We start from the raw sequence: 24,128 nt of genomic DNA, 5'->3' as shown, positions 1-24,128 counted from the left end.
CTGCCGGCTTTTTTTTGCCCTGCAGAAGCTGGCCGGAGGGTTGCCGGAGGCTGGCTTCAGTCCTCTTCCTGCACTGGCCCGGTGAGCCAGGCTTTCAGCTGTTTCTGCAGCTGCGGCAGGCCGGCGCCCTTGAGTGCCGAGAATGTCTGAATGGTCACGTCGTCGCCAAGGCCCTCCTCGCGCAGGGTCTTCTGGATCTTCAGGCGGATATTCTGCGCGGGCCCGTTCTTCACCTTGTCGGCTTTGGTCAGCAGGATGTGCACTGGCAGCTGCCCTTCCACTGCCCAGGCCAGCATATGCCGGTCGAACTCCTTGAGTGGCTGGCGGATATCCATCAGCAGCACCAGCCCGCGCAGGCACTCCCGGTTCTCCAGGTAGGCCGCCAGGTGTCGTTGCCACTCGTCCTTCATGCCCTTGGGCACCTTGGCGAAGCCGTAGCCGGGCAGGTCGACCAGACGCTGGGTGTCGCTGAGGGTAAAGAAGTTGATCATCTGGGTGCGACCCGGGGTCTTGGACGTACGGGCCAGCTTGGTGTTTTCCGTTAGTGCGTTGATTGCACTGGACTTGCCCGCGTTGGAGCGGCCGGCAAAAGCCACCTCGAAGCCCTCGTCGGGCGGGCATTCCTTCAGGGTGGGCGCGCTGAGCAGGTAGCTCGCGTTGCGGAAATTGATCGGCTCGGACATGGAAAAATACACCTGGTCGGTCTTGGCAGGCGCAATGTTGGCCGCGTGGGCGCCAACTTGCAACTGCGATCCCTGCAGTATTTACGCTGCCGGCTTATCGCGCCGCCATCGGTGGTATATAATGCGGCAGCTTTTTTGGCGGTATCGTGGGGGCACGACGGCGCCGCTCAGTGTTTACGTTTAATGGGATGACGTATGAACAGCATTATCAAACTCGCCGTACTGGCACTCGGGATGGTCGCAGGCGCCTCTGGCGCAATGGCAGCGGGGGATGCCGCTGCGGGTGAGGCAAAGGTTGCCGCATGTGCTGCGTGCCACGGCCCGGATGGCAATAGCCCGGCGCCGACTTTCCCGAAAATTGCCGGCCTCGGCGAGAAATACCTGCTCAAGCAGCTCAAAGATGTCCAGTCCGGCGAGCGCAAGATCCCGGAAATGATTGGCCAGCTGGATAATTTCAACGACCAGGACCTGGCGGATATCGCGGCATTCTACGCTAGCAAGACCATGCAGCTGAGCGGAGCCAAGGCGATTTCCGTGCGCCTCAACAATGGTGAGGACGTGGATGGCCTGGCCCTGGCCCACGATGTCTACCGCGCTGGCAATGCCGACTCCGGTGTGCCGGCCTGCATGGGCTGCCACTCCCCGACCGGCAAGGGCAACGCCCCGGCAGGTTACCCGGCACTGGCTGGCCAGTACCCGGAGTACATCGAGAAGCAGCTGCGCGCCTTCCGCGCCGGCGAGCGCACCAATGACGGCGAAACCCGCGTCATGCGCTCTGTGGCCAAGCAGCTCTCCGATGCAGAGATCAAGAGCCTGGCGCAGTATATTGCCGGCCTCAAGGACTGATCCGGTCGTCCCGTTCAGGGGCGATTCAGCAGTCACCTAGTAAAAAGGCGATCAGTTGATCGCCTTTTTTGTTGCCCGCAGCGCCCGCCGACTTGTCCGCGGGGCGTGGAACTTCAATAATGGCCGCTGTCTATAGAGGGCGGGCTGGAATCCATTTCGCCCGCTAACAGAATAATCGAGAGGAATTAGCCCAATGAGAGCTGTTGTAGCCCTGTTCTCCATGATCCTGAGCCTGGCGGCCTGCGCCCAGGACTCAAGCCAGTTCAAGGCCGGCGAGCATTACCAGGTACTGCCGCGTGCGGTACCGCAGGCCAATGCCAGCAAAATCGAGATCAACGAGGTGTTCTGGTATGGCTGTGGCCACTGCTACACCTTCGAGCCGGTGTTCAACGGCTGGAGTGCGAAACTGCCGGCGGATGTCGACGTGGTCAAGACCCCGGCCGTCTGGCAGCCGGTGATGGAGGTGCACGCGCGCCTTTACTACATCGCCAAGGCCATGGGCGTGCTGGACAAGATGCACCAGCCACTGTTCAACGCCATCACCCAGGAACGCAAGACCCTGGCAATCCGCAACGGTCGCAACTGGACTCCGGACACCAAGGCCATCGAGGACCTGTTCAACGCGCATGGCGCTGACGGCGCCAAGGCCGTGAAAATGCTGAATTCCTTCGGTATCACCAGCCAGGTGCGCCAGGGCCAGGCCAAGCAGCGCGCCTACGCCATCACCGGCACACCGGAGCTGGTCGTTGCCGGCAAATACCGCATCAGCGCATCCATGCCGGGCTTCAAGGGCAAGCCGGGTGGCCAGCAGGCCATGCTGCGTGTGGCCGAGTACCTGATCGAGAAGGAAAGGGCCGACAAAAACGGCTGATTCCCGGGCCTTCTGCCCGACCCCGCGGCGGCCACCTGGCCGCCGCAGTTCCCTCCGGAAGCTCCCGGATCTCCTTTCGCGTCCCTTGCATCCCGCGCATCCCCTGCAGGCGCCACTAGACTGATCCCTAAGTCCCTGTTTGGAACGGTATCCACGGTGCCCGCGGCGCGACTCTTCCTGCTGACCATTGGCCTGATTGCCAGCCTGCAAGCCCATGCCGGCGACAGCGAGGTAGCTGCACGCACCATCGGCATCCTGTCGTTTATCGGTGCCGATTATCCCGATGTGGTCGAGGATGGCCGGGTGCTCGACCAGGTCAGGCACCGCGAGCAGCTGTTGCAGCTGCAGGCGGTCTCCCGCGGCCTTTCCCTGCTCGAGGACCGCCCCGGGCGCAGTGCCATCAATCGTCAGGTGCAGCAGCTCCAGCAGGCGGTTGCGCGGCGTGCACCGGCCACTGAGGTACAGGAGCGTGCCGGCATCATCAGCGACCGCATCGCAGCGATATACCGGTTGCCGCGGGCGCCGGCCGCGCTGCCATCGCCGGCCCGGGGGCGCCGCCATTTCAATCGCTACTGTGCGGGCTGCCACGGTCTCGACGGCCGCGGTGACTCGCAGGCACAACCACCGGTACCTTCCCTGGCGGACCCGGTACGCATGGCAAATTTCAGCCTCTACGATATCTACAACCTGCTGGAACTGGGGGTGCCCGGCGCCCACCAGCGATTCGGAGGTCGCGGTATCACCAGTGCGGATCGCTGGGCAGTCGCGGTCTACAGCGCGCGCCTGCTGGCCAATCGCACCCCGTTGCCCGCCGCCAGCGCCGCGCAATCCTGGCCGGAGCTGGTGATCCTGCCGGGTATTGCCACCACGCGCCCGGTGGATCTGCCGCCGGAGGCTGCCAGCGCACTGATCTGGTGGCGGGGAAATCCGGACAAGATTGCGCACCTGCAGGACCCGCTGCAGAAAGCCAATGGGCTGCTGGCGATGGCCGCCGAAGCGCTGCAGCAGGGTGAGCCCGAGCGCGCATACCGGCGCCTGCTCGCCGCCTACGGCCAGGGTTACCTGCCGGTGGCGGAAGAAATGCGCCGTCGCGTGCCCTCGGTGGCGGCGCGCATCGATGAAGACTGGCGCAAGCTGCGGCAGGTCGTGGCGGCGGACGCCAGCCGGCTGGAGACCCTGGAGGCGATTAACAACCTGCGCGCCGACCTGCAGGAAATCCGCCCACTGGCCGAGAGCTACCATTCCGGCATCACCGGCCCGACTGCAACCGTGGCAACGCTGCGCCTGATCCTGCGCCTCGGCCTGGAGCTGGTGCTGCTGGCCCTGGCACTGCAGGCCGTGGCTGGCACCCCGTCGCACTCCCAGGTGAAGCTGCTGCTCGGGCTATTTGGCGCCGCACTGGTGGCCGGCCTGGTTGCCGGTGCGCTGCTGGGGGAGAGCCTGCCGCCCGGCAGCACCGGCCGGGCCGCATTGCGCGGTTCCATATCGCTGTTGCTCCTGTTGATGTTCCTCGGCTCGGGCCTGTGGCTGATCCTGTGGCGGTTGCGCCAGCAGATGCCGCCGCAGGTACTGCCAAAATCCCGAATGCGGGTGCGCCTGACCTGTGCCGCGGTATTCCTGGTGTTCTTCCATGAAGTCCTCGTGATCCGGCTGCTGGTGGAGGACTACTGGCAGATATCCGCTGGCGGTGGCCGCAACTATATTGTCGCCGGCCTGTTGTTTGCCCTGGCGACCCTGATTGGCCTGCTCTGGTATGCCGTACACAAGCAGCGACGCAGCTCCGTGGCGCGTATGGTGCGCTGGCACAATGTGGCGGTATTGCTGTTGGCGGTTATCTTCACTGGGCACTGGATCAAGGCCTGGCAGGCAGCGGGCTGGATCCCATCCCATGGTATTGGGCTGGTAGAACTGCCGTCGCTGGGGGTCTACCCGACGTTCGAGGGCATCGGCGCGCAGTTGCTGATGGCGCTGTTGCTGGCTGGTGTTGCGTTCAGCTGGCGGAGACCGCCGCGTCGCGCCAGCCGCTGCTAGGCTTTTATCGAGGGAAAGCCACGAGAAGGACGCGCCATGCCGCCCTTGAGGTCTGTGGCCCTGTCGATGGTTGTAGCGGTAGCGGCGGCGAGTGCCGCCATCGCGGCCCCGGAAGGGGCCCACTGGCAGGGTAGCTGGCAGGTTCGTATTGCCGGCGAGGAGTATGTCTGGAGCCTGTCCGCCGATGGCAGTGGTCGTACCTACGCCTACGACAGCGGTAACGGTAAATTCGCCTACGGTTTCGAGTTTTACTGGGACCTGCAACCCGGCGGCGATATCCATGTCCGCACCGCCAACCGCCTCGCCTGTGAGGGCGGCCACCTGCAGGCTTTTGCCGCCACTCCCGTTGAGATTCGCTACCAGGTGCTGGGGCCGGCGCAGTGGCGTCCGCGCGCACTCGGGGCAAACCACCTGGTGCAATTCCTGCGGCGCCTGCCGCCGGCATCGCCACCGGCGCCCTGCGATGGACCGGGGTAAGCATCGTGGTACGCCTGGCCTGCCTGTTGTTTCTGGTATCCGGGCTGCTACTGGTGCCGGATACCGCCATTGCCGGCACTGAAAACTTCGGTGGATTCAAGAGCCGGTTCACGATTTCGGACTGGCATGGCAGCTGGCTCATCGCCAGAGACGGAAGTGCGCGCCATGTCTGGAGTCTGAACGAAGACGGCAGCGGACGCGTCTATGCTTTTACCAGGGAGCAGGGTGGCCAGCCGGCATTCTCATACGGGTACGACGTCTCCTGGTACTACGATCCATACACCGGCATGGCCAATATCAAGACGGGCCGGCGCCTGGTTTGCCGGCGCGGCAAGGTCTACCCCTATTTCCTGACACTCAAGTCCTACGAGAGCGACTACAAGGTGGAGAGCCGCAATGTGTGGCAGACCACCTGGACCGAAGCCAGCATCGGTGACAACACCCTGCACAAGTCCCGCATCGTGTTTGTCGGGCGCCTGCACGACTGGATCAACCCCCAGGGGGGGCAGCCGTGCCCGCTGCTACCCGATGCTGAGCTAGAGAGCGCCCTCGAAATCATGGTCGAGGAACTGTTGCTGAAGGAACAGCAGCAGGGATATCCCACGGAAAAGCAGCCGGAGGAATAGCGGTGGATCGCCAGAGGGAATTGGCACAGGAAGCGGTGGCCGCGACGCGGCCCGGCTGGCACTGGTTCTGGGATGCCTGGTGGGGAGTGCGCCATAACACCTGCCTGGCGACTGCCGGCAACCTGCTGATCTACTCCATGCCGCCTGCGGTTGCGCTGATGGTGGCAGTCGCCTGCAGCGGGCCTACGGAGCCTTATGCGGGCCTCCTTTCTGCGTTGTCGGCGCTGCTACTCCTTGCCTACTTCTCGCTGCGTCGCCTGCAGGCTGCCAGTCTGGCCGAGGATGAGGCCCACTTCCGGCGTCGCCTGCATAGCAACCTGCATTGCATCGGCCTGATGAATCACGCAATCCGGCGCCAGCTGGTGCGTTTTTCCCTTTCGCAGCTGATGACCTGGCTGGAGCTGCCTTTTACCCTGATCTGGGTGGCGGTGGCCTGGTGGCTGATGCCGGTATTCGGCATGGCCCAGCTCCTGTTGCTGGTGCTGGTCGCCGGCCTGCAGCTGTTCGCCCGCCCCTGGGTGCGCCGGGCACTGCAGCGCCTGCTGCCACTGCTGGTGGTGCTGGCGCTGGTGGTCTATTCACAGCGCATGATCACGGCAGGTTCGCTGCAGTTAGGCGAATTTATCGGACTGATGATCCTGCAGGCCTTCCAGCTGGATGTGCTGGCGCGGCTCGACGACGCGCGCCGCGCGCTGCGGCGGTGCCGGCGCCTGCTGCACACCGGTGAACGCCTCGAAGCGAAGAGGTTCCAGGCTGGCGCCTGATGATCAACTACCCGCTACCGTGTCGACACGGCGCCCTCAAGGCCGAGATGCCCGGATTTTTCTGGGTGCAGGGCAGTATTCGCATGCCCGGCGGTGCCCGCATCAGTCGCAATATGGCGGTACTGCGCGAAGGCGACGACCTCACCCTGGTCAATCCGGTGCGCCTGAAACCCGCCGCTGAAGAGCGCCTGGCCAAGCTCGGGCGGATCCGTCACCTGGTGCGGCTCGGCTACTTCCACGGGCGCGACGACCTCTACTACCGCGATCAATACCACGCCTCTTTCTGGTGCCAGCAGGGCTCGGCCCGCTACCCGGCGCCCCCACTGGACCAGCCGCTTCAGGAAGATGGCCCGGTGCCATTCAGTGGTGCGCGGGTTTTCGAGTTTCGCAACGCGCGGCGCCCTGAAGCCGCATTGTGGCTGCCGCTGGGAGGCGGCCTGTTGCTCACCTGCGATGCGGTGCAGTACTGGGGTGACTGGCACCGGTGTAACTGGCGCGGGCGGTTGCTGCTGGCACTGATGGGGTTCCGCAGCGGTATGCAGGTCAGCCTGCCGTGGCGGCGCTATATGTGCCCCCGCGGCCAGCCACAAGGGTATCTTGCGGAGGATTTCGAGCGCTTGCTGGCGCTGGATTTCTGCCATCACCTGGGCGCGCACGGCAGCCTGTGTCGGCACGATGCGCACCAGCGCCTCGGCCGCGCGGTACAGCGGCTGTTTGGTTGATTCCCTCCTTGCACCACATTTTCGACCAGACGCCCGCCGGGCACTCCGAAGCGAGTCTGCAGCTGCTGAAATAATGGGCAGTTTCCGGTATAAATGGCGCGTTATTTGCCGCGGCCAGGCCGCCAACCGGAACCAGAACATGAAAAAGACCATCAGCCTGCTGGCTGCTGCGCTGCTCGCCGCGTGCAGTACCGAGCCAGTTTCAACTGTCGCAGTACCCACTGCCGACCCGGATACCATCCGCGCCCATGTAACCTACCTGGCCAGCGACGAGCTGCAGGGCCGTGATACCGGCAGCGAGGGCTATGAACAGGCGGCGGATTACGTTGCCGCGCAATTCAGGGAAATCGGCCTGCAGCCCGCCGGCGAGGATGGCTTCAAGCAGACGGTGCCGTTCCGTCGCGCCAGCCACACAGAACAGAAGCCCACCGCGGTGCTGCATACCGCCGATGACGATATCGAACTGGCATTCGGTGAGGACTTCCTCGCCGGCGCCGGTCAGGCCCAGCAGGCTTCCGCGGTAACCGCAGAGATGGTGTTTGCGGGCTATGGCATCGACGCACCGCGCTTTGGCATCAATGACTACGAAGGCCTGGAAGTAGACGGCAAGATCGTGGTGGTGCTGTCTGGCCGCCACGCCAGCCTGCCGACGGAAGAGGGTGCACATTACCGTTCCGGACGCACCAAGCTGCAGACCGCCGCCGCGCGGGGGGCAGTCGGCATGATTTCCGTGCACACGCCGCAGGCGGAGAAGCGCCGTCCGTTCGAACGTTCCGCCAAGTATGCCGAGCGCCCGAACCTGCGCTGGGTCGGCAAGGATGGGGTGCCCTCCGACACAGTGCCGGGTGTGCATCCGGGCATTTACCTGGATATCGGCGCTGCCGAGAAGCTGTTTGCCGGTGCACCGCAGCAGCTTGCGCAGGTATTCGAGGCGGTAGAGAAAGGCGAGAAACTGCAGGGCTTTGACCTGGCGGTGCGTGCCAGCCTCAGCAACCACAGCCAGCACGAGCAGATCACCAGCCCCAATGTGGTGGCGATGCTGCCGGGCAGCGACCCACAGCTGAAGGATGAATTCGTTGTGTTTTCGGCACACCTGGACCATATCGGGCTGGATGCGCACGCCGAGGAAGGCGCCGACCATATCAACAACGGCGCACTCGATAACGCCACTGGTGTGGCGATCATGCTGGAGACGGCACGCATGTTCGCCGAGGGCGAGCGCCCGCGCCGCTCGATCCTGTTCGTGGCGGTGACCGGTGAAGAGCGCGGCCTGCTGGGCTCTGACTACTTTGCACAGTATCCGACCGTGCCGGGCGACAAGATGGTGGCGAACATCAACCTGGACATGCCGCTGGTGCTGTACCCGTTCAATGACGTGATTGCGTTTGGTGCCGAGCATTCCAGCCTTGGCGAGACCGTGGCCCGGGCTGCGGCCAATGCCGGTATCAAGCTGAGCCCGGACCCGATGCCGGAGCAGGGCCTGTTTACCCGCTCCGACCATTACAGCTTCGTGCGCCAGGGTGTGCCGTCGGTATTCCTGGTGGTGGGCTTTGAGTCCGCCGACCCGGATATCGACGGCGGTGAGGTGTTCACCAACTTCCTGAAGACGGATTACCACCGCCCGAGCGACCAGATTGACCTGCCGATCAACTACCTGGCGGCGAAGAAGTTCACTGAGGTGAACTACGAGATTGGGCGCGAGGTAGCCAATACCGAGGAGCGCCAGCGCTGGAACCAGGGCAATTTCTTCGGTGACCTGTTCGGCGGCTAGGCCCGCCCCACGGTTGGCGCGGGCGGTCTGCCTGCCCGCGCCTGCCGTCCTGCCTAGGACTGCATGCCGCCCGCGGCGGCTTCCAGTGGTCCATCGTCCTGGCCGGCGACCCGTTCGCGTTCCGCCAGCGGCAGGCCGAACACCAGTCGCAGCGGCCGGTAGCGGCGGATGACCGCATACCCGGCCCAGCATCCCGCAACCGTTATCACCCCGATCACTACCGCTTCCAGCACCGGTCCCAGCCCCTGGCGGACCAGCCAGTAAGCCGCGGCGATCATCAGCGTCTGGTGCAATATGTACCAGGGCAGGATGGCGCGGTTGCAATAACGGCGCAGTGGGTGGTCAAAGTTCAGGTATTTCGCCGCATAGCCACTCAGCGCCAGCAGCCACAGCCAGATGTTCAGGTGGACCACTAGCGCCTCTATCACTCTGGGCAGCGCCATGCCGGCCAGATAGTGAGCGCTCACCAGCGCGTAACCGGCCATGCCCAGGAGCAGCAGGCTGCGGCGGCGGCGACGGATGCTGGCCCAGGGCCTTTCCGCATCCCCCAGCCAGTAACCGTACAGGAACACTGTGAAGTACAGGCTGTGCATGTTCCAGTCGTCCACCAGCGCACGGGTCGTGGCGAAGTGCTCGCTCAGCAGCAGGAACCCCAGTGCCAGTGGCAGCGCGGGCAGCAGCACCAGCGACAGCGGCCTGTTCAGCAGCTCGCGGACGGCGCGCCCCACGCGGCTACGCGTCAGCCATCCGAGCAGGGGCAGCAATGCCACCAGTGCCATCGAGTAGGCCCACAGGTAGGCGAGGAACCACAGGTGGTTCCAGGTGGGGTTGATCAGCCCGTTGAACACGCCCCGGGTCAGTTCCGGGTGCAGTGGTTGCAGGTACTGCCACAGGAAGGTGCCGAATCCGTGCGGGTAGCCGTGGTCGGCCTTCAGCTGGAAAAACAGCTGTGGCGATACCACCAGATAACTGCACAGCAGCAGCGGCAACAGCAGGCGCAGGCTGCGCAGACCGGTAAAGCGACCGAGCGGGACCCGGCGCAGTGCCAGGCGCGAAGCGATACCGGAGACAAAGAACAGCAGTGGCAGGCGCCACTCGCTGGAAAACAGCATCAGCCATTTCAGCGGTTCGCTCAGGTGGCTGCTCTTGAGGTGGAACTCCCAGTCGGCCACGTAGAGCATGCCGAGGTGGTACAGGATCAGCAGTGCAAACGCGAGTATGCGCAGCCAGTCCAGGTCATAGCGCCGGGCCGGGGCATTCTCTGTCCCGATTGGAGGAAGGGCTGGTGCATGGGACTGGTTCACGATTTGCTCCGGGCAGGGTGACTTTCACACGGCTTGCTGCCATGGTCACGCAGCGGCAGGGTTTTGGCCAGCTTTGCAGGCCGCCGATTCCTGAATCCGGCAGACCGGGCGGGAATCCGCCAGGGCAGTCGATGCGGCGTGGAGAAGAAGCCGCTAGTATTGGCGCCGCGGCGGGAATTTATTTCCCGCTCCGCGCTCTATAGAACAGCCTTACCATTGCGGAGCCTTGTCTTGCCTTCCAGAGTTTCATCCTGTCTTGTCTCCCTGACGTTGCTGCTCGCCACCAGCGCGGGCCATGCCGGTAACCCCTCCGCTGCTGCCGGGCAGACGCCTGCCACCGAGGCCAACGCTAAAACCCAAGCCGGGGCCAAAGCACAGGCGCAATCGCAGGAGGCGCCAAAGCCGCAATCAGAAGAAGCTGCGGAGCAGCCGGCGACCCCCGCCCAGGCCGGGGCCAAAGCACAGACGCAGGCGCAGAAGGGCACTACCGAGGGCCTGCCGAAAGCGCAGAATATCGACCTGCAGGAGCCGATCCAGGGTGCAGAGCTGGTGGCACCGGACGGCACGACCGCCGACGCTGCACCGGCTGTGGAAGCCACGCCGGATGATCTGGTCGGCGCGCAGCCTTTCGTACTATTGGGCCGGGAAGTGCCGCCCGCCACCTCCACGCGTCTGGCCTGGGCACCGAGCCAGTCGTTCGAGGGGATATACGCGGCCACCCCGGTGCTGGTGGTGCACGGCAAGAAGCCTGGGCCGGTACTCTGCCTGACGGCGGCGATCCACGGGGATGAATTGAATGGCATTGAGACGGTGCGGAGGGTTCTGTACAACCTCGACCCGAACAAACTGGCCGGCACAGTGGTGGGGGTGCCAATCGTCAACCTGCAGGGCTTTCACCGGCATTCGCGCTACCTGAGTGACCGGCGCGACCTCAATCGCTTTTTTCCGGGCGACCCCGATGGCAGCTCGGCGTCACGGATCGCACATTCGTTTTTCCACGAGGTAATCAGCCACTGTGATGCCCTGGTGGATCTGCACACCGGCTCCTACTACCGCACCAACCTGCCACAGCTGCGTGCCGACCTGACCAACCCCGGGGTAGTGGCCCTGACCAAGGGCTTTGGCGCCACTGTGGTCCTGCACAGCGAGGGCGCGGAGGGCACCCTGCGGCGGGCTGCTGTAAACCAGGGGATTCCGGCGGTAACGCTCGAGGCCGGCGCCTCGATGCTGCTGGATGAAACATCCGTGGAGCACAGCTCCAAGGCGATCCAGACCCTGCTGAATCACATGGAGATGGTGAGCAAGTTCCGCCTGTGGGGGGATCCGGAGCCGGTCTACTACACCTCGACCTGGCAGCGCGCGCCCATGGGCGGGGTGATTTTCAGTGAGGTGGCACTGGGGGAAAGCGTGTCCAAGGGTGACCTGCTTGGCACCATTACCAACCCGATCACCAATGTGCGCACGGAAATCCATTCGGCCTACGACGGCCGGGTGCTTGGTATGGCGCTGAACCAGTTTGTGCAGCCGGGCTTTGCGGCCTACCACATAGGTATCCGTGCACCGGAAGAGAAAGTGCCGGCACCGGCTGCTGCCGCCGACTCCAATGCCTCCGGGCAGGTATCACCGGCAGCGGAACCGCTGCCGGATACCGAGGTACCTTCCGATGAACAGCCGGACGCCCCCGATTCCGGGGACGACGCGTTTGAGGACGGTTGAGCCCGGCTTCAGGATTGCTCAGCGCCGGCCACGAAGCCGGCGCCGGGGGCAAACCTAGAAACGGTAGCCAATCCCGATGGAGTACACCCAGGGATCGATCTCAACATCGACTGCAAGCTTGTTGCTCACACGGACCACCTCGCCGTTGCTGCCGGTACTTTCTTCCGTGTCATAGGTGATGGTGGCATCGCTGTCGATGTCGATGGCCCACACGGAGAAGTTGACCAACCACTCCTTTTCATCCCCAAACAGGAAGTCCACACCCAGTTCACCGGCCGCGCCCCAGGAGTCGTCCAGCTCCAGGCTGCCGCGCGTCACCGCGCCCAGATGGGTTTCCAGGTAACTTTCGGTGACGTCGCTAAGGTCTTCGTCAAAGAAGGTGGTGTAGTTCAGGCCGATGCCCACGTAGGGCTGGATCCAGTCCCAGGAGCAACGCGGAAACCACTGCAGGGTCACGGTCGGCGGCAGGTGGTCGATGGTGCCAAGGTCGACACTGCCAAACGACTCAAAGTCATTGTCACCGACCAGATCCGGCAGGCCTTCCACCTTCAGGTCGTGCTCGAAGGGCCAGGCCGCCAACAGCCCCACCGCAAAGTGCTCGTTGAAGAAAAAGCTTCCCGTCAGGGACAGGCTGGTGCCGGTATCCACATCGATGGAAGTTCCCTCCAGCCTCAGGTCATCCAGAGAGACATTTCCTGATTCGGAATAGGGATCGACGTGGCCTATACCGGCACGCAGGACAATGGTCTCGCGCTCGTAATCGGCCAGCGCCGGAAGGCTGATAGACGCGCCTAGCAATAACCCGCAGGCCAGGGTGGGAAGGCTTTTCATGCCACGACTCCTTTTAGGCATACAAACGTGCAAAGTCAGTGTAGTTGTTCCTGCGAGGTAGGAAAGATTAGAAAAAGCGTACTTGAAAAATGCGAAATTATGGAAGGATTTGAGCGTCACCCGCGCTGCCGGGAAGAACCGGCACGTCCGTTCGCTTGGGCTAGATTAAATAGCAGGGCTTCAACCATTCCTGACCAGACAAACGGATTCTCAGCCATGAACAAGAAACTGTTGCTCGGCGCGCTGCTTGGCGCCGGTATTTCACTTCTGAACAAGAAAAAGCGCCAACAGCAGGTGCCGCAGGGCGACACACCGGACTTTTCGCAGGTGCCCGGCCCCACGGGTGAGGGCCCTGCGGGGCCGAGCCTGGAGGACATCTTTGCGAAAATTGGCGCGCCAGGCGGCGCGGGTCCCGCGGCCGGCAGTACACCTGCCGGCGATGTATTCGGGGGCAGCGTCAAGCCGGGTGCGGCACCCGGTGGCGCGAGCGGCGGCTTCCCGGGTGGGGCGGGCCCGGCGGCTGCAGCGGGCGGTGCCGGGGCGCTGTTCGACCTCGCCCGCAGGATCTTTGAGCAGGCGCAGAAGCAGGGCAATGTCAAAGTCGTGCAGGGCGGCAACCTGCAGGACATTCTTGGGCAGGTGTTTGGCGGCGCAGCAGGCAAATTTGGCCAGCAGGGGCCGCTGGGGCAGCAGTCAAAGCCCGATATCTGGCCGGACCCCGCCAAATCACAGCCCGCCCAGCCGACTAATGCCGCAGCGGAAGAAGAGAAGGCAGATGTGATGCTGACTGCAATGGTCGCAGCAGCCCAGGCGGATGGCAGTATCGACGAGGCGGAGCAGCAGAACATTATGGGCGCCCTGCAGGGGCAGCTGGATTCCGGGGACCTGGCCGAGCTCAAGCGCCTGCTTACGTCCCCGGTCGACGTCGACCAGATGGTTTCCCGCATCCAGGATCCGAGCACGGCGTTCAATGTCTATATGGTTTCCGCCATGACCATCGACGAGGACAACCCGCGCGAGAAGCAGTATATGGACCAGCTGGCGGCAAAACTGGGTATATCGGATGTTGCCGCCCGGATGATCGAGCAGCAGAAAAACGCAATGCGGGTATAAACGCGGATATTGTTGCCTGCGCGCACCACGATCGCGCGGACAATACGGCAAATGCACCTCTGCCGTGCAGGGGAAGGGCTTCTGGCGATGAACTCTTGCCAATGGACCCTGTCAAAGTTGGCACGGCAATTGCTCTGTATCTGGTGCGTACGGTTTTACCCGGCTCTCACCGGGTAGTTCCGATTAGCATCTCTCATCATCGCTTCTTAAGCCCGGCCAATGGCCGGGCTTTTTTTACCTGCCGAAATGTATCAGGTCGCGACGTACCTGCTGGCGTGCGCGCTGACGCTCACCCGATCGGGGCCGGGTATGCGGCCCGCCCTTGCGTAGCAGGGGATTAAGCGCAACATGGTTGCGCGGTTTGTTGTTCTTCATAACACCTTTCCTTGTTTGACAGGTCGAGCAGATACCACTGCTGATCCTGAATTTTTTTCATCTTGCGCCGGGAGGACTTGTCCTCGTAGAGGAATGCCGGCCCGGTGGCAGTTTTGTTAAAGCAGAATTTCTCCGGCAATTTGCTGTAAATGGATTTTGGAGGGCTGCATTTCTTCACAGCTCGACCCGTTTTCCAGCTGTGGTAGAAAACCTGCTCAATGCCGATCTCCTCTACCAGGAAAAACAGCGCTGCCGACAACATAGTTTCCGCCCAAGTGCTTTGATACTGCCTGATTGCGGTCTCGAAATATTTGAGGGTCGCTTCCGGCGAAAAATCTTCGTACCAGGACATGGAGTCCTCATTGCGTTTTTGCTTTTCCAGATAGGAACGCGCTTCCTGTACAGACCACTCTACTTCTCGTAACCAGTCATTCTGAATTTCTTCAATCAGTGCGACCCCCGTCTCTAGATCCAGATCGATCCGCGCCCATGCCATGGTGTTGCGCGCGCGACTAACCGGGTGACAGCACATCACGAATGGGTCGTATGCCGGATTGCCAAGAAGGCGCTGGTATTCCAGGTCGTGTTGATTACAGAAGTTCAGTTGTAGCACCAGGTTGTATCCGGTACGGGATGTCTGGTGATAATTGCTTCTACCCCTGCGCTTACGGTCTGAGCCCCACAAGCCGAGGCTCAGTGTGTAAGCGTCAATCTCGTCCGGCCAGTAATCGTGCAGCAATTCCGGAAATACCATGCCGTTACCGATACAGCGCAGCGCATCCCGTACCAGCGGCTTCTGCAGCAGCTTGCCGTATGCACCCTGCTTTAACTCGCGCACACTACGCCCGCCGCTGCAATGCCACTTCAGCAACTGCAGCGCATACATATCCTTAAAGTAGTAGTACTTGGTGCGCTCTTTGGGGAGGCACTCCATGATCTCCCTTGCCAGTTCGATATCCATATCTGTTGTCCACGGTCATTCGTGGATCCTCCCTGTATTTGAATTCCATTACCCTTTTACACAGATGACCTGGCGCAGCGTGTGCACCACATCTACCAGGTCGCTCTGGTTTTGCATGACTTCGTCGATATCCTTATAGGCTGCCGGTATCTCATCGATCACACCCTTGTCCTTGCGACACTGCACGCCCCGAGTCTGCTCTTCCAGGTCGCGCCGCTTGAAGCGGCGCTTCGCCTCACTGCGACTCATGCGCCGGCCCGCACCGTGCGCACAGGAACAGAAAGACTCGGCATTGCCGGTGCCGCGGACGATGTAAGAGCGCGTCCCCATGGAGCCGGGAATGATGCCCAGCTGATCCACATTTGCAGCAATCGCGCCCTTGCGGGTTACGAACACATCGCGGTTGAAGTGCTTTTCCCGCACCACATAATTGTGATGACAGTTGATCGCCTCGCCGGTCAATGTGAATGCTGGCAGCTGTCGTTTCAGGCAGTTCACCACCAGCTTCATCATTTCCTGCCGATTCACCCGCGCATATTCCTGCGCCCAGCTCACCGCCTCGATATAGGCATCGAAGTTCGGATTGCCTTCACGGAAATACGCGAGGTTCCTGTCCGGTAACTGGTGCAGGTGCCCGCCCATATCCCGCTGCGCCAGGCGGATAAAATACTGGCCGATGGCGTTGCCGATGCCGCGACTGCCTGAGTGCAGCATGATCCATATCGCATCGCTTTCATCGAGGCAGATCTCGATAAAGTGGTTACCACCGCCCAGGGTACCGACCTGGGTCACCCAGGTTTCCTGTGGTCGCTTCAGCATCTTTAGTAGCTGCGGATGCTGCTCGAACAGGCGGTTCGCGCCAGGCGCTAGTGTCTTGCAGGCCGTATCGCGCGCGTTGATCATCTTGTGCCTGCCGAAACCGACGGGCACGTGCGCTTCAATGTCATTCCGCAGTGGCTTCAGGTTATCGGGCAGCTGGCTCGCATTCAGCGAGGTGCGCACCGCGTTCATGCCGCAGCCGATATCCACGCCCACTGCTGCCGGAATGATGGCGTCCAGCGTCGGAATGACCGAGCCGACGGTGGCACCCTTGCCAAGATGCACGTCCGGCATGGCTGCCACATGCGAGTAAATGATCGGCAGGCTGGCAATATTCTTCAGCTGCTGCAGCGCAGCCTGTTCAACCTGGTCAGTAAAAATCTTGACCGGCACAGACCCTGCGTCTGCATTTTTATTGAGTATGAGTTTTACGGGCATAGTCCACCCCTGGATAACTCCACTTAAATATTAGTGATGCCTTTACGGAGGCCGTAAACGAAAAAGCCCCGGCGTTAGCCAGGGCTCTTGGGGCTGCTGGCTTGAAAGGCGTGCTTGCCTTTCAAGCGTGGGCGCATGAAAGGCGTCTAGAGAAACCGGTTTACCAAAACTGTCAAACGCATTTCATCTCTCCAAAGAATGGGCTAGGCCCGGTGGTATTGATAACTTGGCTCGCAGTTTATGCAGGGGTCGATCGAAGTCAATGTATACGGGAATTTTTTGGCGCGAAATTTCTTTGCTGTCTGCCAGCCGCGAACCAAAAGCTGGATTCCTGCTATTGCCCAGCGGCTATCATCCTTGCTCGCATGTGCAATTTCGGCGCAATCCCGCAGTAATTGTTGTGGAAGCTGCTCCGGCCTACTAAAAAACTGCTACGAATAAATACAAAATGCCAAAGACCGCCACTTTCCAGGTCCAAGGCAGCAGACACACGGGCTACCTGGTCTTAGGGGGATTTGTGCGGTACTGACAATGTGCGTTGAAGTGCTACGGATGCGGTGGCTATTTTTTTTCCGGCAAATGACAGCGATGTCATTTGTGCACAGACGCCCTTGTACCACTTACATAACGATAAGACCGGAAAAAGCTATGTCATCGAACGTATTTCGTAAAAACATGCTGGCTAGCGGTATTGCCCTGGCACTCGCTGGCGTAACTGCGCCGCTCGCCATGGCTCAGGAAGAGCAGCAGAAAGACAAGAAAGTAGACGTAATTGAAGAAGTCGAGGTTGTCGGCTTCAAGGCGTCCCTGGAAAAGGCCATCGACGCCAAGCGTTACGCGACCATGGTCATGGACAGCATTACTGCCGAAGATATCGGCAAGTTCCCCGACAAGAACATCGGTGATGCGCTGATGCGTATCCCGGGCGTTGGTATCGAGCGTCGCTTCGGCGAGGCCGACGGTGTCAGCATCCGTGGCCTGGACCCGGCGCTGAGCCTGACTTACCTGAACGGCCAGGCCATCTCCACAGCGCAGTGGTTCGAAGGCTACCGTCCAACTCGTGGCTTCCGTTCCGATATGCTGGCCGCCGAGCTGGTATCCTCCCTTGAGGTCTACAAGTCCCCGCGTGCCGACCTGCCAGACGGATCTGTTGGCGGTGTGGTAAACATCAAGACCGCCAAGCCGCTGGATCTGGACGCCAACACCATGCGTGCGTCTTTTGAGTCCCAGTACTCCGAAAATGCAGAGCGTTGGGACCCGGCTTACTCCGGTCTCTACAGCTGGAAGTCCGACGATGAGAAAATCGGTTTCCTCGTAACCGCGAGCCACCAGGAACGTTTCACCACCTACGATGCCATGGAGAACTACTATGGCACCGGCGTTGGCAGCAAGAACGTAGACCCGGACGGTGGATACACCAATGCCACCTGGGGTGCTGGCCACGCGATTTTCCAGCAGCAGCGTGAGCGTACCGCGTACAACTTCACTGCCCAGTATCGTCCGACCGAAAGGCTGGACATCACTGCCAACTACCTGAACTTCGACCTGTCTGCGGACAACGTCAACTCCAACTACCTGGTAATTCCGGGCCGTACCAACGACATCAGCAACGTAACCGCTTCCCAGCAGTTCCCGGCTGGTAACGGCATTCTGCGTCACGACTCTATCCTCGCCAATGTTTCCGGTGATGGTGGCGATGACTACTGGTTTGGTCCGGATTCCTTCTTCCGTAACACCAACCCGGAAGCTCAGGCGTTTGACCTGGATGCCACTTACACGCACGACCTGTTCGAGGCGCACGTGCAAGTCGGTCACACCGAAGCGGAAGGCGATATCATCGTGATCGGTTACTCCGGCCGCATCGACTCCACCAACATCGGCGCAACCAGCCTGACCGGTGATGAGGTACTGACCCTCGACCTGACCGGCAACAAGCTGGGTGTCGAGTTCGACGGTTTCGATCCGTCCAACCCGGCCAGCTACCCGCTGTCGATCCGCCCGAACAACCCGCATATCATGGATTCCGACGAGGAAACCTACGCGCAGTTCGACCTGACCGTGCCGCTGGATAATGCCGGTTACATTACTTCCGTGAAGACTGGCCTCAAGTACCAGGATCACACCAACGAGCGTCACCTGTACAGCTTCGATGCCCTGATTCCGGCGAGCCTCGCCTCCGGCGCGACCTATGCTGACCTGCCGGTAGACACCGGTTGTGGCCAGTATGAGGAAACGGCAAAGGCAAACACCCTGACCTGCCTGCCGACCCTGGACCTGGATGGTATCCGCAGCCTGTCTGGCGACCTGACACCGGGCAACACCATGCAGCGTGAAAGCCTCAGCGACTTCTACAAGATTGAAGAAGAAAAGCTGGCGCTCTACGCCATGGCGGAGTTCGAATACGACAAATTCAGCGGTAACTTCGGTATCCGTTACGTCGACTACGACCTGACTTCCATTGCGAACCAGGTGGCCAACGGTGAAGACGTTCTGAACGTCCCGACCACCAATGACTACAACGAGATCCTGCCAAGCCTGAACGTGGTCTACGCAATCAACGATGACCTGTTGATTCGTGGTGCCGCAGCGCGTGTTATGGCGCTGCCGAACTACCAGGACCTGCGCAACACCTTCAGCTACAACAGCACCACCCTGACCGGCTCTGCGGGTAACCCGTACCTGGATCCGTGGATCGCTACCCAGCTGGATCTGGGTGTTGAGTGGTACTTCGCTGACGGCGCCTTGGCGAGTGCGACCTACTTCCGCAAGGATATCGATTCCTTCCTGTTCTCCTTCTCAGAGATCGAGAACCTGCGCATCATCGAGGAAAACTCCGGTAATGAGATCGATGCGGATATCGAGGTATCCCGTACCCGTAACGGCGGTGAAGCCAAGCTGCAGGGCCTCGAGCTGCAACTGCAGACCGAGCTGGCCTACGGCTTCGGTGTCAGTGCCAACTACACCTTCACCGATGCGGAAGTCATCGACAACATGGGTGAGTCAGGTCTGAACCTGCCGGGTAACTCCGAGGATATGTGGAACGTAACCGGTTACTGGGAGAACGATCGTTACAGTGCGCGTCTGATGGCGAACCACCGTGGTGAGTTCTTCAACGGCATCCGTATCGGCACTGCCTCCGAAACTGAAGCGTTCACCTCCCTGGACGTAGCGTTCTCTGCGGAAGTGACCGAGAACATCACTGTCAGCCTGCAGGGCGTGAACCTGACTGGTGAGCTGTATCGCACCAAAAACTCCCAGGACAACTGGGATGGTCTGTTCCAGCTGATCAATGATGGTGGCACCCGCTGGTTTGCGAATGCTTCTGTCAAGTTCTGATGCTGTTTTTCCGGTGCCTTCGGGCACCGGATCCAGAACGAAAAAACCGGCGTGAAAACGCCGGTTTTTTTATGCCTGAAATTTTTCTGCTCAGATCGCCTGGAAGCGATGCTTTTGCAACTGTTCCAGTAACCGGCGGTTAGTGACCAGGTGCTCTGGCATTTCCTTGCGCGTCTGCGCGATACGGGCAAAGTTCTCCCGCGCATAATCCAGGTGTGGCAGTCGCGCCGGGTTGGGCGTGTAGCGGCTGTGGTGGCCCATGCCATACAGAATGAACTCATAGCTTTCACGCACGAACGGCTCCAGTGCACTGGATAGTTCGAACCGGCTTGGGGGGTGGTGGGCCCAGAACTCGAGGTGCGCTTTCAGCGTGTCAGGCACCGTACCGGGATTGGTATTGTCAATCCAGAACTCGGAGTCGGTTCGGCCAGACAGTACGTAGTGCAGTTTGATGAAGTCCACCACGGCATGCCAGCGTTTTAGGAACGATTGGTTATATTTTTTCTCCAGCAGCGACATCATTTCCCGTGAGTCCGGGAACAGCTCCCCGAGCATATTGCAGGACGCCTCGATCAGGAAGATTGCGCTGGCCTCGAGCGGCTCCAGGAAGGCCGCTGACAGCCCAATGGCGACGCAGTTCTTGTGAAAGACTTTCTCCCGGTAACCGAGCCGCATCTTGATCAGCTTTGCATCCAGGTTTTCTGATGCCGGGCCCAGGTAACGGCGCAGTGTGGTCTCGGCTTCGTCGTCACTCATGTAATTATCGCTGTAGACATGACCGGTACCGCGCCGGCTCTGCAGGCCGATGTCCCAGATCCAGCCGGCCTTCTGCGCGGTGGAAATAGTGGGGCTCGCTATGGGTGCGTCTTCGCTTTCATATGGCGTCTGTATGGCGATCGCGCTGTTGACGAACAGGGTATCGCTGACGGACCGGAACGGTATGTTGTAGGTCTTGTCCAGCAACAGGCTGGTGAAGCCGCTGCAATCCACAAAGAAATCCCCGTGCAGCTCACCGGCCTCGCGCGTACTGACCGAACGGATGTAGCCATCTTCGTCTAGGTGGGCCTGTTCGATATGCGCCTGCACATGCCTGACGCCGAGCTGTTCGGTGGCAAAGCGGGCCAGCATCTTCGCAAACTTGCCGGCATCCAGGTGGTAGGCGTAATTGAGGATGCCCTCGTAGGCGGGCGTGGTCATGGTCTTGGGGGCGAAGTGTTCCCGGCAGGCGTGGGGCTGGACCGAAATGGCTTCGGCATAGGGTAGGCCCAGTTCCTTTTCCAGCATCTGCCAGTAGGGGCCCGGTGAGGTGCGCCACTGTCCGTGGGGCAGCTCGAAAGAGTGATGGTAGGCCGCGTCGCTGCCATCTTCGTTGAGCTGGTGCCAGTTGACGAATTTGGTCCCCTGTTTGAAGGACACATCGCATTCGCGAATAAAATCCGTCTCATCGATGCCGATGCGTTTCAGGGTGCTGCGCATGGTGGGCCAGGTGCCCTCGCCAACGCCAATGGTGGGCGTGTCCGGTGACTCCACCAGGGTGATGCTCATCTCCGGGTCTTCGAGAATATTCAGCTGGCGTGCCAGGGAAGCTGCAGCCAGCCAGCCGGCGGTACCGCCGCCTACGATCAATATGTCTTTAATGTTGCTCAAGCGGCCCCCGCAGTGCCGTTGTTTGCGGCCCTGTTCGATGTTGTAATGCTTTGTTCTAACTGGATTTATCGAATTATCTTAATCCCTGCGGGCAGGCCTGAATAGCGCCATTTTTGTGCAATTGGCAGCCTGCAGGAATCGCTGGAGCGCGCTTTGGACAAGCCCTTTTCTGTTTTGATAGTCGGCGGCGGTACCGCCGGCTGGATGGCCGCCAACCTGATGGCAAAGTACTGGCACGGGCAGGGCGTTGAAATCGCACTGCTGGAGTCAGACCAGATCGGCACCATTGGCGTTGGCGAGGGCAGCACTCCCTACCTGAAATCCTTTTTCCGGACCCTCGAAATCCCCGAGTCCGAGTGGATGCCGGCCTGCAATGCCACCTACAAATGCGGTATCCGCTTCCCCAACTGGTCCACGGCGACCGGCTACGAATCCTACTACCACCCGTTTTTCTCGCCGCTTGACCGCGAGGTCGGAATGGAGTTTTTCCGCAACGCCAATTTGCGTCGCAGCGGCCTCGACGTGCCTGCCAACCCCACGGATTTCTTTCACGCCCCATTCCTGTCTGCATCCGCGCGCGCGCCGGTTGCCGCGCAGCCCATGCCGTTCGAGATGGACTACGGCTACCACTTCGATGCTGGGCTGCTCGGGGCATTCCTGCGGGAAAAAGCCCGGTCTTTGGGTGTGCGCCATATCGTCGATACGGTGGAACATGTCGAGCGTGACGGCGACCGGGTTGTCGCGGTGCGGGCGGCGTCCGCCGGCCATATCGAGGCGGACTTCTTCGTCGACTGCACCGGCTTCCGGGCCATGCTGATCGGCGGCATGCCGGGCTACCGGTTCCGCGAGTTCAGCGACACCCTGTACAACAATGCCGCTGTGACGGTGCAGGTGCCGCGCGACGATGATGCGCCGTTGATCTCGGAAACGGTCTCCGAGGCGATGTCCGCCGGCTGGATGTGGCGCATTCCGCTGCAGACCCGCACCGGCTGTGGGTATGTCTACAGCGACCGCTTTATCAGCGCGGATCAGGCGGGCCAGGAGCTGCGCGAAAAACTCGGCCTGGCAGACGAGACCAGGCTGAACCATGTAAAAATGCGGGTGGGCCGCACTGAACAGCACTGGCACGGCAACTGCCTCGCTGTCGGACTGTCGCAGGGCTTTATCGAGCCGCTGGAAGCCACGGCGCTGATGCTGGTGCAATTCACCATTGAGCGCTTCCTTGAGCGTTTTGAGCCGGGCACCATGGATTCTGCGATATGCAGAGAGCAACAGGGCATACAGGAAGCATACAATCTGCACATCAACGAGCTGTTTGACGGGGTGCTGGATTATGTGGCTGCCCACTATGCGCTCAACAACCGCGACGACACCCCATACTGGCGCGCTGCACGTGAGGAAATCCACATATCCGAGCGCTTGCGAGCCATCCTGGCGGTGTGGGATGGCGATAGTGACTTTGACGCGATGCTCGAGCGCGAGGGCGCCAAGCTGATCTATTCGGGCCCGAGCTGGTACTGCCTGCTCGCGGGAATGGGTCGCTTTCCCGTCCGGCTGAAAGCCGATCCGGCGCGGCGGGGCGATAGCATCGACGCGGTACGCGCCTTCTGCGAGTCGAACCTGCCAAGGTTCCGGCCGCACCAGCAGCAACTCGAAGCCCTCGAGCAACAGTAACCGAATATTGGGAAAGAATACCGGGAGAATACCAATGCGACTTGGAGTGATTCTGCTCGCCCTGGCCAGCAACTTTGCTTTCGCCGAAGTGCCTCTGGACAAGCTGCGCCTGCCCGAGGGATTTAAAATTGAGGTGTTCGCCGATGGCGTGACGAATGCGCGCCATATGGCGCGGGGTGACAAGGGGACCATCTTTGTAGGCAGCCGCCGCGAGGGCAAGGTCTATGCACTGCGCGATGACGACGGAGACAATCGTGCGGACCGCGTCATTACCATTGCCGAGGACCTCTACCAGCCGACCGGTGTCGCCTTTCGTGATGGCGCGCTCTGGGTCAGCGCGGTGACCAGTATCCTGCGTTTCGATGATATCGAGGCGCGGCTCGATAACCCGCCGGAGCCGGTCGTGGTTACCGACCAGTTCCCGGACCGTCACCACGGCTGGAAATATATCGCTTTCGGACCGGATGGCTGGTTGTATGTGCCAGTGGGCGCGCCATGCAATATCTGCGATGAAGAAGGGTTTGCAGAAATCCGCCGTATCAGCCCGGATGGCAAGAAAATGGAAACCTTTGCCAAAGGCGTGCGCAATACCGTCGGCTTTACCTGGCACCCGCAAACCGGGGAGCTCTGGTTCACTGAAAACGGTCGCGACATGATGGGCGATGACATGCCTGCCTGCGAACTGAACCGCGCCCCGAAAGCGGGCATGCATTTTGGTTACCCCTACTGCCATCAGGGCGATACCCTCGACCCTGAATTCGGTGAAGGCAAAAGCTGTGCAGACTACGTACCTCCGGTCCAGAACCTCGGCCCCCATGTGGCGCCACTGGGTATCAAGTTCTACACCGGCGACCAATTCCCGGCGCAATACCGCAACCAGGTGTTTATTGCCGAGCACGGCTCCTGGAACCGCAGTAAAAAGATCGGATACCGGGTGACGCTGGTGACCCTGGATGAAAACGGCAAGGCGACCGCCTACGAACCGTTTATCGACGGCTGGCTCGAGGGGGAGAATAACTGGGGCCGCCCGGTAGACCTGCTGGTGATGCCCGATGGCGCCATGCTGGTGTCGGATGACCAGGGCGGTGTGATCTACCGTGTAACCTACGCGGGAAAGTAAGTT

19 protein-coding genes are annotated in these 24,128 nt (G+C 61.1%); 13 read left to right on the top strand and 6 right to left on the bottom strand.

Annotated elements, in window-relative coordinates; all coding sequences use genetic code 11:
- Positions 1–56: 56 nt before the first annotated feature.
- Positions 57–683, bottom strand: coding sequence for a ribosome biogenesis GTP-binding protein YihA/YsxC (yihA, locus tag QSJ80_RS01590; RefSeq protein ID WP_285762885.1), 627 nt, complete (start codon positions 681–683; stop codon positions 57–59).
- Positions 684–878: 195 nt separating this feature from the next.
- On the opposite strand from yihA, the gene QSJ80_RS01585 reads away from it, so the two are divergent.
- From QSJ80_RS01585 to QSJ80_RS01550, 8 genes are all read left to right on the top strand, one after another.
- Entirely contained in the window at positions 879–1,529 is a 651-nt protein-coding gene (locus QSJ80_RS01585; RefSeq protein WP_285762513.1) for a c-type cytochrome, read from the top strand.
- Positions 1,530–1,722: 193 nt separating this feature from the next.
- Complete coding sequence (locus tag QSJ80_RS01580) at positions 1,723–2,400, top strand: thiol:disulfide interchange protein DsbA/DsbL (RefSeq protein ID WP_285762512.1); 678 nt, start codon at positions 1,723–1,725, stop codon at positions 2,398–2,400.
- 156 nt (positions 2,401–2,556) lie between these two features.
- A complete protein-coding gene (locus QSJ80_RS01575) occupies positions 2,557–4,431 on the top strand; it encodes a c-type cytochrome (protein ID WP_285762511.1) in 1,875 nt (624 codons plus the stop codon).
- 36 nt (positions 4,432–4,467) lie between these two features.
- On the top strand, positions 4,468–4,908 hold the full coding sequence (locus QSJ80_RS01570; RefSeq protein ID WP_285762510.1) for a hypothetical protein: 441 nt from the start codon (positions 4,468–4,470) through the stop codon (positions 4,906–4,908).
- A gap of 5 nt (positions 4,909–4,913) precedes the next feature.
- A complete protein-coding gene (locus QSJ80_RS01565) occupies positions 4,914–5,534 on the top strand; it encodes a hypothetical protein (RefSeq protein WP_285762509.1) in 621 nt (206 codons plus the stop codon).
- A 2-nt stretch (positions 5,535–5,536) separates the two neighbouring features.
- The gene (locus QSJ80_RS01560) at positions 5,537–6,298 is read left to right on the top strand and encodes a hypothetical protein (protein WP_285762508.1); all 762 of its coding nucleotides are present in this window, start codon (positions 5,537–5,539) and stop codon (positions 6,296–6,298) included.
- Positions 6,298–7,020, top strand: a complete 723-nt coding sequence (locus tag QSJ80_RS01555; protein WP_285762507.1) for a hypothetical protein — start codon at positions 6,298–6,300, stop codon at positions 7,018–7,020. The genes QSJ80_RS01560 and QSJ80_RS01555 overlap by 1 nt, the downstream gene beginning before the upstream one ends.
- Positions 7,021–7,159: 139 nt before the next feature.
- Positions 7,160–8,791 (top strand): M28 family metallopeptidase, encoded by a 1,632-nt coding sequence (locus QSJ80_RS01550; RefSeq protein ID WP_285762506.1) that lies wholly within the window; start codon positions 7,160–7,162, stop codon positions 8,789–8,791.
- Positions 8,792–8,844: 53 nt separating this feature from the next.
- Here the strand turns inward: QSJ80_RS01550 and QSJ80_RS01545 are convergent, their stop codons facing one another.
- On the bottom strand, positions 8,845–10,095 hold the full coding sequence (locus QSJ80_RS01545; protein WP_285762505.1) for an acyltransferase family protein: 1,251 nt from the start codon (positions 10,093–10,095) through the stop codon (positions 8,845–8,847).
- A 231-nt stretch (positions 10,096–10,326) separates the two neighbouring features.
- On the opposite strand from QSJ80_RS01545, the gene QSJ80_RS01540 reads away from it, so the two are divergent.
- The gene (locus QSJ80_RS01540; RefSeq protein ID WP_285762504.1) at positions 10,327–11,811 is read left to right on the top strand and encodes a succinylglutamate desuccinylase/aspartoacylase family protein; all 1,485 of its coding nucleotides are present in this window, start codon (positions 10,327–10,329) and stop codon (positions 11,809–11,811) included.
- 54 nt (positions 11,812–11,865) lie between these two features.
- Here QSJ80_RS01540 and QSJ80_RS01535 read toward each other — a convergent pair whose 3' ends face one another.
- The gene (locus QSJ80_RS01535) at positions 11,866–12,642 is read right to left on the bottom strand and encodes an OmpW/AlkL family protein (protein ID WP_285762503.1); all 777 of its coding nucleotides are present in this window, start codon (positions 12,640–12,642) and stop codon (positions 11,866–11,868) included.
- 216 nt (positions 12,643–12,858) lie between these two features.
- On the opposite strand from QSJ80_RS01535, the gene QSJ80_RS01530 reads away from it, so the two are divergent.
- A complete protein-coding gene (locus tag QSJ80_RS01530) occupies positions 12,859–13,755 on the top strand; it encodes a DUF533 domain-containing protein (protein WP_285762502.1) in 897 nt (298 codons plus the stop codon).
- Positions 13,756–14,092: 337 nt separating this feature from the next.
- Here QSJ80_RS01530 and QSJ80_RS01525 read toward each other — a convergent pair whose 3' ends face one another.
- Together QSJ80_RS01525 and QSJ80_RS01520 are read right to left on the bottom strand one after the other, a co-directional pair.
- A complete protein-coding gene (locus tag QSJ80_RS01525) occupies positions 14,093–15,091 on the bottom strand; it encodes a hypothetical protein (RefSeq protein ID WP_285762501.1) in 999 nt (332 codons plus the stop codon).
- A gap of 48 nt (positions 15,092–15,139) precedes the next feature.
- Positions 15,140–16,348: an RtcB family protein gene (locus QSJ80_RS01520; RefSeq protein ID WP_285762500.1), complete on the bottom strand. Its 1,209-nt coding sequence runs from the start codon at positions 16,346–16,348 to the stop codon at positions 15,140–15,142.
- Positions 16,349–16,996: 648 nt separating this feature from the next.
- Here QSJ80_RS01520 and QSJ80_RS01515 point away from each other — a divergent pair.
- Positions 16,997–19,684 carry a TonB-dependent receptor gene (locus tag QSJ80_RS01515; RefSeq protein ID WP_285762499.1) on the top strand — a complete coding sequence of 896 codons (2,688 nt, stop codon included), beginning with the start codon at positions 16,997–16,999 and terminating at the stop codon, positions 19,682–19,684.
- A 90-nt stretch (positions 19,685–19,774) separates the two neighbouring features.
- Here the strand turns inward: QSJ80_RS01515 and QSJ80_RS01510 are convergent, their stop codons facing one another.
- The gene (locus QSJ80_RS01510; protein WP_285762498.1) at positions 19,775–21,331 is read right to left on the bottom strand and encodes a tryptophan halogenase family protein; all 1,557 of its coding nucleotides are present in this window, start codon (positions 21,329–21,331) and stop codon (positions 19,775–19,777) included.
- A 153-nt stretch (positions 21,332–21,484) separates the two neighbouring features.
- On the opposite strand from QSJ80_RS01510, the gene QSJ80_RS01505 reads away from it, so the two are divergent.
- Both QSJ80_RS01505 and QSJ80_RS01500 read left to right on the top strand, forming a co-directional pair.
- A complete protein-coding gene (locus QSJ80_RS01505) occupies positions 21,485–23,005 on the top strand; it encodes a tryptophan halogenase family protein (protein WP_285762497.1) in 1,521 nt (506 codons plus the stop codon).
- A gap of 34 nt (positions 23,006–23,039) precedes the next feature.
- The gene (locus QSJ80_RS01500; RefSeq protein ID WP_285762496.1) at positions 23,040–24,125 is read left to right on the top strand and encodes a PQQ-dependent sugar dehydrogenase; all 1,086 of its coding nucleotides are present in this window, start codon (positions 23,040–23,042) and stop codon (positions 24,123–24,125) included.
- Positions 24,126–24,128 lie beyond the last annotated feature (3 nt).

Source organism: Biformimicrobium ophioploci (genome assembly GCF_030270605.1).
Taxonomy (GTDB): domain Bacteria; phylum Pseudomonadota; class Gammaproteobacteria; order Pseudomonadales; family Cellvibrionaceae; genus Biformimicrobium; species Biformimicrobium ophioploci.
This window is presented reverse-complemented; position numbering and strand designations above follow the sequence as displayed.